Annotated in this window: 13 protein-coding genes; 8 read left to right on the forward strand and 5 right to left on the reverse strand. The window is 73.5% G+C overall.

Annotated elements, in window-relative coordinates:
- Positions 1-156: 156 nt before the first annotated feature.
- Positions 157-2,247, forward strand: a complete 2,091-nt coding sequence (locus Cba03nite_RS17935; protein WP_203747187.1) for a cellulose binding domain-containing protein — start codon at positions 157-159, stop codon at positions 2,245-2,247.
- Positions 2,248-2,419: 172 nt separating this feature from the next.
- The gene (locus Cba03nite_RS17940; RefSeq protein WP_203747189.1) at positions 2,420-3,985 is read left to right on the forward strand and encodes a M4 family metallopeptidase; all 1,566 of its coding nucleotides are present in this window, start codon (positions 2,420-2,422) and stop codon (positions 3,983-3,985) included.
- A 79-nt stretch (positions 3,986-4,064) separates the two neighbouring features.
- Here the strand turns inward: Cba03nite_RS17940 and Cba03nite_RS17945 are convergent, their stop codons facing one another.
- Positions 4,065-5,549 carry a S1 family peptidase gene (locus Cba03nite_RS17945; RefSeq protein WP_203747191.1) on the reverse strand — a complete coding sequence of 495 codons (1,485 nt, stop codon included), beginning with the start codon at positions 5,547-5,549 and terminating at the stop codon, positions 4,065-4,067.
- A 57-nt stretch (positions 5,550-5,606) separates the two neighbouring features.
- Positions 5,607-6,575 (reverse strand): LysR family transcriptional regulator, encoded by a 969-nt coding sequence (locus Cba03nite_RS17950; RefSeq protein ID WP_203747193.1) that lies wholly within the window; start codon positions 6,573-6,575, stop codon positions 5,607-5,609.
- Between the two features lie 281 nt (positions 6,576-6,856).
- Here Cba03nite_RS17950 and Cba03nite_RS17955 point away from each other — a divergent pair, with 281 nt between their 5' ends.
- Positions 6,857-7,723 carry an alpha/beta hydrolase family protein gene (locus Cba03nite_RS17955; RefSeq protein WP_239125827.1) on the forward strand — a complete coding sequence of 289 codons (867 nt, stop codon included), beginning with the start codon at positions 6,857-6,859 and terminating at the stop codon, positions 7,721-7,723.
- A gap of 63 nt (positions 7,724-7,786) precedes the next feature.
- Here the strand turns inward: Cba03nite_RS17955 and Cba03nite_RS17960 are convergent, their stop codons facing one another.
- Positions 7,787-8,479, reverse strand: a complete 693-nt coding sequence (locus tag Cba03nite_RS17960; protein ID WP_203747197.1) for a DUF4386 family protein — start codon at positions 8,477-8,479, stop codon at positions 7,787-7,789.
- Positions 8,480-8,533: 54 nt separating this feature from the next.
- On the opposite strand from Cba03nite_RS17960, the gene Cba03nite_RS17965 reads away from it, so the two are divergent.
- Entirely contained in the window at positions 8,534-9,217 is a 684-nt protein-coding gene (locus Cba03nite_RS17965) for a TetR/AcrR family transcriptional regulator (RefSeq protein ID WP_203747198.1), read from the forward strand.
- Positions 9,218-9,278: 61 nt separating this feature from the next.
- Here the strand turns inward: Cba03nite_RS17965 and Cba03nite_RS17970 are convergent, their stop codons facing one another.
- Complete coding sequence (locus tag Cba03nite_RS17970) at positions 9,279-9,944, reverse strand: NAD(P)-dependent oxidoreductase (protein ID WP_203747201.1); 666 nt, start codon at positions 9,942-9,944, stop codon at positions 9,279-9,281.
- A 97-nt stretch (positions 9,945-10,041) separates the two neighbouring features.
- Here Cba03nite_RS17970 and Cba03nite_RS17975 point away from each other — a divergent pair, with 97 nt between their 5' ends.
- Both Cba03nite_RS17975 and Cba03nite_RS17980 read left to right on the forward strand, forming a co-directional pair.
- Positions 10,042-10,479, forward strand: a complete 438-nt coding sequence (locus Cba03nite_RS17975) for a MerR family transcriptional regulator (protein WP_203747204.1) — start codon at positions 10,042-10,044, stop codon at positions 10,477-10,479.
- Positions 10,480-10,746: 267 nt separating this feature from the next.
- Positions 10,747-11,346, forward strand: a complete 600-nt coding sequence (locus tag Cba03nite_RS17980; RefSeq protein WP_203747207.1) for a hypothetical protein — start codon at positions 10,747-10,749, stop codon at positions 11,344-11,346.
- 135 nt (positions 11,347-11,481) lie between these two features.
- Here the strand turns inward: Cba03nite_RS17980 and Cba03nite_RS17985 are convergent, their stop codons facing one another.
- A complete protein-coding gene (locus tag Cba03nite_RS17985) occupies positions 11,482-13,143 on the reverse strand; it encodes a bifunctional 3-(3-hydroxy-phenyl)propionate/3-hydroxycinnamic acid hydroxylase (protein WP_239125828.1) in 1,662 nt (553 codons plus the stop codon).
- A gap of 117 nt (positions 13,144-13,260) precedes the next feature.
- Between Cba03nite_RS17985 and Cba03nite_RS17990 the strand changes: the two genes are divergently transcribed.
- Both Cba03nite_RS17990 and Cba03nite_RS17995 read left to right on the forward strand, forming a co-directional pair.
- Positions 13,261-14,136, forward strand: coding sequence for an exodeoxyribonuclease III (locus Cba03nite_RS17990; protein ID WP_203747214.1), 876 nt, complete (start codon positions 13,261-13,263; stop codon positions 14,134-14,136).
- A complete protein-coding gene (locus Cba03nite_RS17995; protein ID WP_505661184.1) occupies positions 14,133-15,002 on the forward strand; it encodes a DUF72 domain-containing protein in 870 nt (289 codons plus the stop codon). The genes Cba03nite_RS17990 and Cba03nite_RS17995 overlap by 4 nt, the downstream gene beginning before the upstream one ends.
- The last annotated feature ends 23 nt before the right edge of the window (positions 15,003-15,025 follow it).

Below are 15,025 nucleotides of genomic sequence, written 5' to 3' on the forward strand. Positions count from 1 at the left end.
TGCTCACCGGCCTGGGAGCCGGATCAACGCGGTCGAGGAAGGGCAGCCTCCCGCCGTACCACCACGCTTGCTGCGCGCGCGTCCGCGCCCGGCGGGCAGGGTCCGGGCTGCCGTCGCCGCGCGCCGCGTGCACAGCCTCATCCCTGAGGAGACCCTGTGTCACCGACCCCCGCCGGAGCCCCCGCCTCGGCCGGCCCGCCCGACCCGCTCCGCTCGCGCCGCCCCGCCACCCGCCGGGCCGCGCTCGCCCTGTCCGCCCTGCTCGCCGCGTCCGGCCTGGCCGCGGCCTCCCCCGCCGCCGCCGAGGACGCACCCGTGCGCGTCACGGTCAACGTGCGGGGCGGCTGGGAGACCGTCAGCGACACCGCGGTAGGCGTCAACCACGCGATCTGGGACACCGAACTGGGCAGCAACCAGACGGCCGACCTGCTCAAGGACGCCGGGGCGCGGCTCATGCGCTACCCCGGCGGCTCGTACTCCGACATCTACCACTGGCGCGACCACACCGCCCCCGGCGGCTACGTCGCCCCGAACACCGACTTCGCCACCTTCATGGCCGGGGTACGCCGGGCCGGGGCGCAGGCCATCGTCACCGCCAACTACGGCACCGGCACCGCGCAGGAGGCCGCCGACTGGGTGCGCCACGCCAACGTCGAGCAGGACTACGCGGTCAAGCTGTGGGAGATCGGCAACGAGAACTACGGCAACGGCCACTACGGCTCGCCGTGGGAGGCCGACGACCACGCCGACAAGAGCCCGGCCGAGTACGCCCGGCACGTCGTGGAGTACTCGCGCGCGATGAAGGCGGTCGACCCGAGCATCAAGATCGGTGCGGTGCTGACCACGCCCGGCGAGTGGCCCGACGGCATCACGGCCGCCGGGGACGCCGGGCCGTGGAACCAGGTCGTGCTGGACATCGCGGGCGACGACATCGACTTCGTGATCCTGCACTTCTACGCCGGCGGCGGCAGCGCGGCCGAGGCCCTGGCCCGGGTCGACCGCATGCCGGTCGCCATCGACCTGCTGCACCGCCAGGTCCGCGAGCAGGTGGGCCGCGACCTCGGCGTCGCGGTAACCGAGATCAACATGACGCAGGGCATGAACACGCAGCCCGGCGCACTGTTCGCCGCCGACGTGTACGCCGCCCTGATCGCCCGCGGCGTGTTCACCGTCGACTGGTGGAACGTGCGCAACGGCATCGGCACCATCGGCGAGTACGCCGGGCAGACCGACTACGGCGACTGGGGCCTGCTGTCCTCCGGCAACTGCACCGCCGACGGCGCGACCTGCCAGCCCGCCCTCAACACCCCGTTCGCGCCGTACTACGCGCTCGGCATGGTCTCCCGCTTCGCCCGGCCCGGCGACCAGTTCGTCCGGGCGGGCGCCAGCGACCCGGCGGTCAAGGCGCACGCCGCGCGGCGGGCCGACGGCGGACTGGCCGTCATGCTGCTCAACGAGGACCCGGCCGCGGCCAAGCAGGTCAGCCTCTCCTACGCCGGGTACACGCCCGCGGCGTCGGCGCAGGTGCTGCGTTACGGCAACGGCGACACCGCGATCAGCACCGGCACCGGCACGGCGTCGTCGGTCACCCTGCCGCCGTACTCGATCACCACGCTGGTGCTGCGCCCGTCGGCGGCGCTGTCCGGCCCGGCCGCGCCCGGCCGCCCCGCCGCGTCGGCGATCACCGACCGGTCGGCCACGCTGACCTGGCCCGCGGCGGCCGGCAGCGGGCTGAAGTACGAGATCCACCGGCAGCACGGCACCGTCACCGAGCAGTGGGGCGAGACCACGGGCACCACGTTCACCGTCGGCAACCTCACGCCGGGCACCACGTACACGGCCAACGTGATCGCGCGGGACGGCTCCGGCAGGGTCTCCTGGGCCTCGCCGCCGGTGCTGTTCTCGACGGTCACGCCGACGACGTCGACCTGCGCGGTGGCGTACAACGACGACAACGACTGGGGCAACGGGTTCGTGGCCGGCGTCGACGTCGTCAACACCGGCACCGCGCCGATGGACGGCTGGACGCTGACCTTCGACTGGCCGACCACCTGGCAGCAGTTCGGCAGCGGCTGGAACGCGAACTGGTCGCAGACCGGCGGCACGGTGAAGGTGACCAACGTGGACTGGAACCGCCTGATCGCGCCCGGCGCCAGCGTGAACGTCGGCTTCGTGGGCAATTACCAGGGCCCGAACCCGGAGCCGCCGCGCTTCACCGTCAACGGCATGCTCTGCACCACCCGCTGAGCTTGCACGGGGCCGGGTACCACGCACCGCCGGTGCCCGGCCCCCAGCGTTCACGGGGCCTGACTTCACTCAGCCAACAGCCCGACATCTATCTATTCTCGTCGATCCCCTTTGGATATACATGGACACCAGTGCCTCATCGGCACTGCCATGCCCTCTGGGGAGGTAATCCATGAGACGAACCCTCACCGTCACGGTGGTCACGTTGGTGGCGACCGCCGCGACCGCGCTGGCCACCGGCTCGGCTGGCGCTGTCAGCGACCCGGTCCGTGCCACCGGACCAGCCGCGACCGCGCTGGCCGCGCTCGGCGCCGGGCCGGACGGCGCGGCCGCGAGCGGCGAACGCTACACCGCGCTGCGCACCGCGACCGACGCCGACGGCAGTTCGCACGTGCGCCTGAGCCGGACCGTGCACGGGCTGCCCGTGCACGGCGGCGAGGTGATCGTGCACCTCGACCGCACGGGCCGCGTCACCGGCACCGACGGCGCCGTCCGGGTGGCACCCGGCAGCACCACGCCCCGGGTGGCCGCCGACGCCGCCGCGCGCGCCTCGACCGGCGCGTTCAGCGGGACCGTCAGCGGGGTCGGCGCGCCGCGCCTGGTCGTCGACGCGTCGGCCGGCAACAGGCTGGCCTGGGAGACCGTGGTGCGCGGGTTCGCGCCGGACGGGCAGACGCCGTCGCGGCTGCACGTGCTGTCCGACGCGGGCACCGGTGCCGTCTACGCCACATTCGACGAGGTGCGGACCGTGCTCGGGACCGGGCGGGCGATCTACGCCGGGCCGGTGCGCATCGACACGACGCCGTCCGGCACGGCGTACCAGATGATCGACCCTTCGCACGGCGGGAACCGCACCTGCGACATGCGCAACACCACCACGGGACCGTGCGTCCTGTTCGTGGACGCCGACAACCTGTGGGGCAACTACACCACCGCCGACCGGGCCAGCGCGGCCGCCGACGCGCACTTCGCCTCGGCCAAGACCTACGACTACTTCAAGTTCGTGCACGGGCGGTCCGGGCGCACCGGCACCGGCGCGGGGATCACCTCGCGGGTGCACTACGGCAGCAACTACGTCAACGCCTTCTACGACGGCACGCAGCTGACCTTCGGCGACGGCCTCGGCAACGTCCATCCGCTGACCTCGATCGACATCCTGGCCCACGAGCTGGGCCACGGCTACACCGACGGGCTCGTCAACCTGGTCTACAGCAGCGAGTCCGGCGGCATCGACGAGGCCAGCAGCGACATCTGGGGCGCGATGGTGGAGTTCTACGCCGCCGCGCCCGGCGATCCGGGCGACTACCTGATCGGCGAGGAGGCCGACATCTTCGGCACCGGCGAGCCGTTCGGCAACCTGTTCGACCCGTCGCTGGACGGCTCCTCACACAGCTGCTGGTCGGTGGCCACCCCGCCCGCTCCGCCGCACGTGTCGGCCGGGGTGGGCAAGCACTTCTTCTTCAACCTGGCCGAGGGCACCGGCGCCACGGCCTACGGGTACAGCCCGCTCTGCGGCGACGTGGCCGACGTGGTCGGCATCGGCCGGGCCAAGGCCGAGAAGATCTGGTACCGGGCGTTGAACGTGTACGCCGTGTCCACCGCCACCTACGCGAACATGCGGACGTACACCCTGGCGGCCGCCGCAGACCTGTACGGCACCTGCTCGGTCGAGCAGAAGACCGTGCAGGCGGCCTGGACCGCGGTCAACGTCGCCGGGCCCACGCTCTGCGGCGGCTGAGCCGCCTGAACGGGGTCCCGGAAGGCGGTGGCCCGCCCGGCGTGGGAACCGGGCGGGCCACCGTTCTTTGCGGGTCAGGTCACGGGTTGCTGAAGCCGAGCGTGTAGCTGCCCGAGCCGCTGTACGCGTAGACGCGGTAGCGGTAGTAGCCGGCGGTGCCGGAGTACGTGATCGACTCCGAGCTGGCCGACGTCGTGCCGGAGGCCACGTTCGCCCACGCCGAGCCGTTCCACTTCTGCAGGTACAGGTCGAAGTCGGTGCCGGACGGGCCGGCCAGGCAGCCGCGGTGGGTGCCCGAGACGGTCGACTGGTAGTAGCTGTTGTCGGGCTGGTAGACGCTGCCGCCGCTGGACAGCGAGCCGGTCCGGGTGAACTCGTAGCCCGTGCAGCCCCCGCCGCCCGGCGGCGGCGACGACGGCGGGGTGGTGCCGCCGGTCAGCAGGGTCAGGCCGTACGCCTGCAGGATCTCGTTGACCGGCTGGAAGTAGGTGGTGCCGCCCGACGAGCAGTTGCCCGAGCCGCCGGAGGTGACGCCCTGGGCCTGGTTGCCCGCGATCAGCGAACCGCCGGAGTCGCCCGGCTCGGCGCACACGTTGGTGCGGATGAGGCCGGACACGGTGCCCTGGGAGTAGGTCACCGACGCGTTGCGGGCCTGGATGGTGCCGCAGTGCCAGCCGGTGGTCGAGCCGGAGCGGCAGACCGAGGCGCCGATCGCGGCGTCGGTGGAGCCGTTCACGCTGACGGTGCCGCCGGCGTAGTTGTTGACCAGGCCGCGCGGGGTGTTGCCGGAGGCAACCTGCACCCAGGCGTAGTCGTTGCCGGGGAAGCTGGAGCCGCGGAACGTGCCGCTGGGCTGGGTGGTGGTCGAGCCGTTGCTGCCGCAGTGGCCGGCGGTGACGAAGCCGCCGCTCACCGAGAAGCCGACCGAGCAGCGGCTGCCGCTGCCGATGTAGTACGCGTTGCCGCCGATGACGTCGATGTAGGGCACCGGGTTCTCGGTGGTCGCCTGGATGCGCACCGCGCTCGCGTCCACCCCGGCGGCCTTGACGAATGCGGCCGCGTCGGCGCCGCGCGAGAGCACGACGACGGTGTTCGCGGCGACGTCGACATACCAGCCGGGGATGGCCTTGGGCGCCTTGGCGGCGACCGCGTCGAGCTGCTCCTTGACCGCGTCGAGCTTGGCCAGGCTGTGCTTGACCAGCTTCGGCGTGGCGCCGGCGGCGGTCACCTTGGCGGCCTCGGCCTGGCTGGTCACGCCGACGGTGAACGACTTGGCGTCGGCCGACAGCCAAGCGCCGCCGTAGGTGCCGGCGAGCGACTTGCGCAGCGACAGGTCGGCCTTGGCCGCCCGGTTCTCGTTGGCGAGGCGGTCCTTGACGCCGGCGACGTCGAGCTTGAGGTCGCGGGCCATGGCCTGGAAGACCTCGAGCGAGACGCCCGCGGTCGCGGCCGCGTCGGCGGCGGATTCGGGGCGGGGGTCGGCCGACGCCGGATAGGTCAGCGCGGCGGTGACGCCCAGGGTGAGGGCCGCCACCGCGGAGATGTGGAGGAGTTTGCGATTCATGCGCCGAAGCTTCGCAACTCCACATCGATGGCGGCAGATATTTGATGGGTCATAGCGTCATGCGATGGGCAGCGGCGGCCCGAACCGGGGATTGGCCTCGCACCACTTCAGATAGTGCGGGTTGCGGGCGGCCGACTCCGCGTACGCCGCGCGGGCGTGGGCCAGCACCGCGTCGCCGTACGCCGCGGCCTCGCCGCGCGGGTGCCAGCCGAGCAGGTGCCGCCAGCGCAGCGGCCCGCCCGCGATGGGCAGCGTGACGATCCCGTCCACCCGGCGGAACGTCGCCTTGCACAGCCCGACCGCGTGACCGGCCTGCACCGCGTCGAGGGCGTTGCCGAAGTCCATCTCGTGCATGGTGCGCGGGGCGAACCCGGCCCGCGCGCACGCGGCGGCGAAGCAGTCGCCGAAGCAGCCGTCCCCCGGCATGCTCGCCCACTGCGCCTCGGCCAGGTCGGCCAGGTCGACCTCCCAGCTGTCGGCCAGCGGGTGGCTCTCAGGGAGCATCACGAAGATGGCGTCGATGGCGATTTCCCGCCAGACCAGGCCGTCGTCGGGCGCGCCGGGCACGGTGTCGCCGCAGACGCCGACGACGCAGAAGTCGAGCTTGCCCGCCGCGGTCAGCTCGGCCAGCTTGTCCGCCCAGTGCGACGGGTGGGTGAGCACCTGCGTGCCGTCGCTCTCGGCCAGCCGCGACATGAGCCCGCCGAGGATCGGGCCGTTCACCGCGCCGATGCGCCACTGGTTGGGCCGGACCACCTGCCCGGCCAGGCGGGCGGCGTCCTCCTGCAGGCCCTTCATCGCGGGCAGCACCACCCGGGCGCGGGTGAGCACCAGCTCGCCGAGGGCGGTCGGGGTGACGCCCCGGCGGCCGCGCTCGAACAGCGGGCCGCCCAGCGCCCGCTCGATGCGCTGCAGCTGCGCCGTGACGGCGGGCTGGGCGAGCCCGAGCAGCGAGGCGGCCTTGGTGACGCTGCCGGTGTCGGCGATCGCGCAGACCACTCGCAGATGGCGTACCTCCAGGTTCATGGTCCTCCAGTCGGCAAAGGATCATTGATCGGAAGTACCTGTAGATACTAATCCGCACATGTTTCCATGTCTCGGTGAAAGCGGGCGGGGCCGCGGCCGGTGATCCGGCCCATCGCCGGTGGGTGTGCCCGCACCGCAGGCAGGCCGCGTGACCGGCGATTCTGCCGATGCGTCCAATCATGTGGGCTGATGAGACTGGCTGCACTGCCCGACAACCGGCCTCCCCGTCCCCCGTGGCACCGCCGCAACGGAGCCGGTTCCTCACCGTCAGGAGTGCAACAGTGCCGCAAGTATCCGTCCGCAGGCGGCTCACCCGCCTGGTCGCCACCGCCTTCGTCGCCACCGCCCTCGCCGGCGGGACCGCCCTGGGCGCCGCGGCGCCCGCGTACGCCGACGAGATCGGCCAGGCGCCGACGTCCTCCAACATCACCGGCAACGGCAGCTTCTCCGTCGCCACGTACAACATCTCCAGCCTCGTCAGCGGCTTCGGCGGCGGCGTGGCCTACTACCCGACCACCTCGGGCCGCTACCCGGTGATCGCGGTCTCCCCCGGCTTCACCGCCCGCTGGTCCAGCATCAGCTGGATCGGCCCGCGCCTGGCGTCCTGGGGCTTCGTGGTCGTCGGCATCGAGACCAACAGCATCTACGACCAGCCCGGCAGCCGGGGCAGCCAGCTGCTGGCGGCGCTCAACTGGGCCGTGAACTCGGCGCCCAGCTCCGTGCGGGACCGCGTCGACGGCAGCCGCCGCGGCGTCGCCGGCCACTCGATGGGCGGCGGCGGCACCCTGGAGGCCCTCGCGGCCGACACCACCGGCCTGGTCAAGGCGGGGGTGCCGATCGCGCCGTGGAACACCGACACCACCTGGGGCGGCCTGAACGAGGCCGTGCAGATCGTCGGCGGCGAGAGCGACACCATCGCACCGGTCTCCTCGCACTCGATCCCGTTCTACAGCACCCTCGGCGGCCCCAAGAGCTACGTCGAGCTCAACGGCGCCAGCCACTTCTTCCCGCAGACCAGCAACTCGACCCTGTCGCGCGCCCTGGTCTCCTGGTTCAAGCGCTACCTGAACAACGACGCCCGCTTCACCCCGTTCACCTGCGGCTACAGCGGCCTCTCGATCTCGGACTTCCGCAGCAACAACTGCTGACCGAAGCAAGGAAGGGCACCTTCTTAACGCTATGCGTTGTAGAAGGTGCCCTTCTTAACGTCGTCAGCCCGCGGCCACGCGGACCGGACCGGGCGGCGTCACGGCCGGCCCGGAAGCCGTGGCCGGGCGACGCGCGAGGCTCGCCCCGGTCACCGCCAGCCAGACGCTCCACGCGAGGTAGCCCGCGAAGTTGACCGTCCCCGCGGCGGCCAGGCCGAACGGCTCGGCGACACCGACGGCGACAGCGGCCGCGGCGGCCACGCCGAGCAGGCGCAGCAGGCCCCGCTGCCGCAGCGGACCGGTCACCACCAGCACGGTCCAGGCGGCGGTGCCCAGGTAACCGAGGGCCTCCCCGACGCCCACGCCGAGGTATGCGTGCAGCGCGCGGAACGTGGTGACGGCGGCCTCGCCCACCGGCTCGGCGGCCAGCACCGGCACCTCGTAGACCCAGCGCAGCAGGCCGAGCACCTGCACCAGTCCGGCGAGCACACCGACCGCGACGGACAGCCGGGCGCGCTCCCCGCGGCCGAGGCCGCCGATCGTGACGCTGATCGGGACCAGCAGCGCGGCGGTGGCGGCGAGGCCCGCGAACAGGGCCGTCACGGCGCCCTGGTCGGCACGGAACGCGCCGAGGATCTCGGCCGGCTCGCGCCGGAGCACCTCGGGGTAGTCGAACACGGCGCCCAGGCCGAGAAACAGCAGGTTGGTCGCCACAGCGGCGACGATCATGAACAGCCCGGCGGCGCGGACGGTCACGGCTCCCCCTTATTTGTACGGTGTACAGAAACTATACGGCGTACAATTCCCGTCGTGTCAAGCCGATCCGCAGGACGTCCTGGAAAGCACCGCGTGCTGGCCGCACACCAGATCCTGGACACCGCGCTGGCGCTGGTCGACGAGCGCGGCACCGACGCCCTGACCGTCCGTGGCGTGGCAGCCGCGCTCGACGTGGCGCCCAACGCGCTCTACACGTACTTCCCGAATCGCGACGCGCTGCGTGCCGCCCTCGTCGAGCACCTGCTCGGCGAACTCGACGGCGTCAAGCTGCCCGCGGACTGGCCCACGGCGCTGCGGCACCTAGCCGGGGCGTTGCGCGCCCTGCTCGCCCGCCATCCCGGCGCGGTCCCCCTGTTCGTCGCCGGCCCGATGTTCGGCCCGCACGGCCTGCACACCGGCGAGCGGGCGCTCGCGCTGCTCGCCGGGGCGGGGTTCACGCCGACCGCGGCGGCGCGGGCGCTGTACACGGTGCTGGCGTACACGCTGGGCTTCGCCGCCATGGACGCCGCCGAACTCACCCCGGGCGCCCCCGCCGACATGGACACCCGGGTCGCGCAGCGCCGGACGGCCTTCGAGGCCGTGCCGGCCGCCGACTACCCGCACACGCACGCGGCAGCGTCGGTGATGGCGACCTACGTCACCGACACCCAGTTCCGCAGCGGGCTCGACACGATCCTGGCCGGGCTGGCCCGGTCCGCGGCCTCGCCGAGCCGCTGACGAGCAAGGAAGGGCACCTTCTTATCGGTTTCCGATGGAGAAGGTGCCCTTCCTAACGCGGTCAGCCCGCGGCGACGAGGACCCGCCCGGCCGGTACACCGCGGCCGGCGGCACCCTCCAGCAGCAGGCCCGCCACGTCAGCGCGGCTCACCTTCGGGTTGCCCCGCAGCGGCCGCCCGGTCGCGTCGGCGCGGCCGGTGGTGGGGCCGTCGGTGAGCGTCACCGCCCGCACCACCACACCGGGCGGCGTCGCAGCAGCCACCAGCCGCTCGGCCACGGCCAGCTCGCGGTACGCCACCCGCAGCGAACTCGTCGCGAGCAGCGCCCGTACCGGAGCGGGCAGCTGCCGCCAAGAGTCCCCGACGCCGAACGCGCTGAGCAGCACGAACCGGGTGCCCGCCGGAGCGGCCGCCAGCGCGGCGCGCACGGCCGCGGGGGCCACGTCGGGACGGCCCTCGATGCCGCTCCACGGGTGCCCGCGCCGGTAGCGCACACCGAGCGCGACGATCACGGCGGCCGGTGCCGGGCTCATCACCTCGCCCATCGCGGCCGGATCATCGATCGAGCCGGTGACGATCCGCAGGCCGCTGCGGCACCTCACGTCGGCGGACAGGCGGGCGGGGTCGCGTACCAGCGCGGTGACGGACCAGTCGCGGTCCAGCGCCTGTCGGACCACGAGCGTGCCGACCCGGCCGGTGGCGCCGAGCACGGCGACGTGGGTGTCCATGAAGCTCCTTCCGATCACGACCGCCCCGGGCGGGGCGGGCTAGAGTCATGGCACACCTTCGAGCCGACTCGAAGTCAAGCCCGCCGGGGAGCAGCCGATGCACACCGTGCCACCGCAGCATCCGCAGTGGACGGTGGCGCAGTTCGCCGAGCAGTCGGGGATCCCCGCGACCACGCTGCGGTACTGGGACGACGAGGGCCTGCTGGTGGCCGACCGGCTGGTCAACGGGCACCGCCGGTACACGTACGGGCACACGGCCCGGCTCCAGATGATCCAGATGTGCCAGGCGCTGGGCTGCACGGCCGACGAGATCCGCCTGATCCTGGACACCCCGGACCCGGCGGCTCGGGCGCGTTACGCGGCGGAGAAGCTGCCCGAGGTGCTGGAGAAGATCGAGATCCTGCGGGTGGCGGCCACGGTGCTGCGCCACGTCGCCGAATGCGCCCACCCCGACGCGGCCAGCTGCGGCGCCTGGATGCGCGAGCAGCTGCCCGACGACGCCCGCCCGGCCCACCGGCCGCCCCGCCGGTCCTGACCTGACCCCGTCGCCGGGCTACTCAGCCGGCACGGCAAGACCGAACCGCGCTTCTGCCGAGCCGACCCACATTCCGCCACGGGCCACAACGCAGGAGTTGTGAGTAAAACTCCTGCGTTGTGGCGCGCGCCCTCTCCCACCCACCTGTGCTCACCGGCCGGTCGGCGGGCCCACGCGCCCCCGGGAGTTGTCGTAGCATCCCGGCGGGCCGTGGCGGTTGCGCTCACGGCGCTTCTGAGACGCCGATCATCACGGGGAGGAGACACGATGGACGGTGAGTCGAGGGCGCCTGCGCCGGGCGGCAGGCAGGCCGGGGCGGGCCTCGCTCCCGCGGTTCGTGCGGTCCGGACGGCCTTCGCCGCGCTCGCGGTGCTCGGCATGGCCGCCCAGGTCGCGGTAGCCGGACTGATCCTGGCGGCGCGGGCCGAGCGGATCGGCTTCGTGGACGATCTGGGTTACTGGCGGCCGCAGCTGATCGCCGTGTCCGCCGTGGTGCTGGGCCTCGGCATCGTCGCGACCGGACTGTTCCGGCGCGGCGGAGGGGCGGCGGCGGAGCACGCCTGGTCGGCCGCGGCCATGGTCGCGACGGTGGCCGCCCTGCTCGGCGGGCCCGTGGTGCTCCTGCTGTGGCAACTGTTCCACACCTCCGACCCCGGATCCGTCGGATCCCTGATCCACGACCTCTACCCGCTGCTGTCGTGGGTTCTCGCGGTGGTCGTGGCCTACCTCATCTGGCGGGCCGTGCGGGGGACGCTGCGGGCCACCGGCCTGCTGGCCACCGGCACCGTGCTGACCTTCACGGCACTGGCCGCGCTGGTCCTGGCGGTCGTGTACGTCACCGTCCCGTCGACCTGCTGCCCCTGGTAACCGCCCAGCCCTCCGCCGCCTCCCTTCGCGGCAGGCAGTTTCGGGGAAAGTGCAGGCTCCCGACGCCGTATTCGTGCACTTTCCCCGAAACTGCCGACCGGCACCGACGGGCACGACCGGCGGGCGGCGCGGCGGCTACGGGCGGGCGGTGTGGGAGGGGCGTGGGGCGGCGAGGGACGCGGTGAGTTCGCGGAGCACATCGTGGGCAGCTGCTGCCGGCGCGACGGCGTACACGAACCGGTCGGGCCGCAGCACCACGAGGTCGGCGCCGTGCTCGCGCAGCCACCCAGCCAGCACACCGCCGGTGTCGACGACGTCGACCCGCGAGCCGTCGTCCGTGCCCCGGGAGGGCGGGATGGTGCCGCCGGCCGGGTACACCGCCACCCGCCGCAGCGGCGGCGTCGCTCCGCCCGGCTCGCCCGAGGGACTGCCCGCCTCCCCCAGCGCCGCGACGGCCGCCGCGAGGCCGACCACGGCGAACCCGTCGCCGAGCACCTCGTCCAGCGGCACCGGCGCGGACGAGCCCGGCACCGTCACCGTGGGCTGCGGGAACAGGCAGCCGACCGGCCCCTTGCGCCGCCCGCCGCGCATCAGGCCGCGCTCGTACGCCGGCACGGGCTTGAACTCGAAGTGCTCGACCGCCCGCCGCACCCGCGGCACCAGCTGCGCCGCCGTCAGCAGCGTGTCCCGGGCCCAGGCCCCGGCCCGGCTGCGCGCCAGGAACACCCGCCCCAGGTTGACGCTCATCCGCGCCATCGCCACGGTGTGCGGGCGGCGCTCGGCCTCGTACGTCTCCAGCAGCTCCTCCCCCGCTCGCCCGGCCAGCACCAGGGCCAGCTTCCAGGTCAGGTTCGCCGCGTCGCGCAGCCCGCTGACCAGGCCCTGCCCGAGGAACGGGGGCATCTGGTGCGCGGCGTCGCCGAGCAGGAACACCCTGCCCTCCCGCCACCGCGCGGCGACCAGGTCGTGGAAGGTGTACCCGACGGCCCGTGTGACGGTGAACCGCGCCGGGTCGACGTACGGCGCGGCCAGCTCGGCGACCACCTCAGGCCGGGTCATCTCCGCGGCGGTCTCGCCGGGCCGCAGCATGAACTCCAGCCGGTAGCTGCCACCGGTGCCCGGTGACACGAACGCGGGCCGCCGCCAGTCGCACACGAACGTGGTGTGCGGGACGCGCACCGCGTCCGGCGGCACGTCCCCGGAGATCGCCAGCCAGGGCTCGCCGTAGCTGCGCCCGCTCAGCGCGATGCCCGCCTCGGCCCGGGTGGTGCTGCGCGCGCCGTCGCAGCCCAGCACGTATCCGGCCCGCACCAGGCGGCTCTGCCCGGTGGCGACGTCGCGCAGGGTGACGTCCACGCCGTGCGCGTCCTGGGCCAGGCTCACCAGCTCGGTGCCGAGCCGCAGCGTGACGTGGCCGAAGCGGTCGAGCCCCGTACGCAGCGCCGCCTCCAGCCGGGGCTGGTCGAAGAAGTTCAGCGGCGGGTGCCCGAACCCGAAGTCGACCTCGGACAGGCGCACCCGGGCGAAGATCCGCCCGGCCCGGTTGACGTAGTTCGCCAGCACCGGCCGGTGCATGTACGGGCCGACCTGCCCGAGCAGCCCCGCCTGCTGGTAGACGCGCAGCGCCTCGTCGTCGCAGGAGAACGCGCGCGGCTGGCCGTGCGGCAGCGCGCTGCGCTCGACGACCAGCGTGCTGACGCCGCGTACGCCGAGCAGGTTGGCGGTCAGCGCGCCGACGGGCCCGCAGCCGATGATCACGACGTCGACGTCGGCGGGTGGTTCGGAGGGGGTGGTCATCGCGGTTCCTTGTCGATCGGGGAGGCGCCGGTGCGGCGGCGGCAACGTAACCGGGGCCGCGTGCATTCGGCGTGCACCGCCGGGCCTGCCGGTCCGCTGCCCTATATCGTGGGTCCGGTGCGGGTGACGACCTGGAACGTGAACTCGGTGAAGCAGCGGCTGCCCCGGCTCCTGCCCTGGCTGGACCAGCGCAAGCCTGACGTGGTGTGTCTCCAGGAGCTGAAGCTCGGCGACGGCGCCTTCGCCGAGCTGCTCGGCCACGAGCTGGCCGCGCGGGGGTACGCGTTCGCCGTGCACGGTGAGGCGCGCTGGAACGGCGTGGCGATCCTGTCGAAGGTGGGCCTCGACGACATCGTGCAGGGGCTGCCGAACGGGCCGGGCTTCCCGCACCAGGAGGCGCGGGCGGTGACCGCGACCTGTGGCGGCATCCGCGTGCACTCGGTGTACGTGCCGAACGGCCGGGAGCCGGACTCCGACCACTACCGGTACAAGCTGACCTGGCTGGCGGCGCTGCGCGACACCGTGGCGGCGGGCCCGGAGGCGGCGATCGTGGCCGGTGACGTGAACATCGCGCCCGCCGACGCCGACGTGTTCGACCCGGCGGCGTTCACGGGCAGCACCCACGTGACCGCGCCGGAGCGGGCGGCGCTGGCCGAGCTGCAGGCGCTGGGGCTGCACGACGTGGTCCGCGACCGCTGGCCGCACGAGCGCGTCTTCTCCTACTGGGACTACCGGGCCGGCATGTTCCACCAGGACCTGGGCATGCGCATCGACCTGATCCTGGCCTCGGCCCCGGTGGCGGCGCGGGCGAAGGCCGCCTGGGTGGACCGGCTGGCCCGCAAGGGCACCGGCCCCAGCGACCACGCGCCGGTGGTCGTCGACCTGGACGAGGCGCCCGACGGCGACATCGGCCCGGTCGTGCCCCCGCCGTCGGCCCCGCGCACCCGGAAGGGCGCGAAGCTGCCGCAGGCCCCGGCCCCGACCGACACATGAGCGGTGCTCAGGAGAAACGCCTGCACGTGGGCTGTGCCATGTGGACGCACAAGGCGTGGCCGGGGCACGCCCTGCCGCCCGGCGAGCGCCTGCGCTGGTATGCGAGCTGCTGCAACGCGGTCGAGGGCAACACCACCTTCTACGCGACCCCGGCGCGCCGGACCGTGCAGACGTGGGCCGAGCAGACCGGGCCGGACTTCCGGTTCGTGGTGAAGCTGCCCAAGCCGATCACCCACGAGCGGCGGCTGTCCGGTGCCGAGGAGGAGCTGCGCGTCTTCCTGGACGCGGTCGAGCCGCTCGGGCCGCGCAACCACGCGCTGTGGCTGCAGCTGCCGGGCTCGTTCGGGCCGAACGACGTGGGCGACCTGGCCGCGTTCCTGCGGCGGCTGCCGGGCACCTTCCGGTATGCCGTGGAGGTGCGCCACCGGGCGTTCTTCGAGGATCCGCGCGAGGTGCGGCAGCTCGAACAGGTGCTCGCGGCGGCCGGGGCGGAGTGGGTGCCGTTCGACACGGTCGCGTTCTTCGACACGCCGCCGACCAGCGACGCCGAGCGCGACGCGTGGCTGAAGAAGCCGCGCATGCCGCGCCGCTCGGCCGCGCTGACCGACCAGCCGATCGTGCGCTACCTGGGCCGTGACGACTCCGCCCGGACCGTGGCGGGCTGGGCGCACTGGGTGGACGTGGTCGCGGGCTGGCTGCGGGAGGGCCGCTCGCCGACGGTGTTCGTGCACACGCCCGACAACGCCGAGGCGCCCGAGCTGGCCCGCCGTTTCCACGGGGAGGTGCGGGCCCGCGTACCGGAGCTGGCCACCCTGCCCGACCCGGTGGAGCCCGCACGCGACGACGAGCCCCTCACCCTGTTCTGACCGGGTTGTTGCCGGAACGGCAA

Origin of the sequence: Catellatospora bangladeshensis (genome assembly GCF_016862575.1) — a bacterium.
GTDB lineage: Bacteria > Actinomycetota > Actinomycetes > Mycobacteriales > Micromonosporaceae > Catellatospora > Catellatospora bangladeshensis.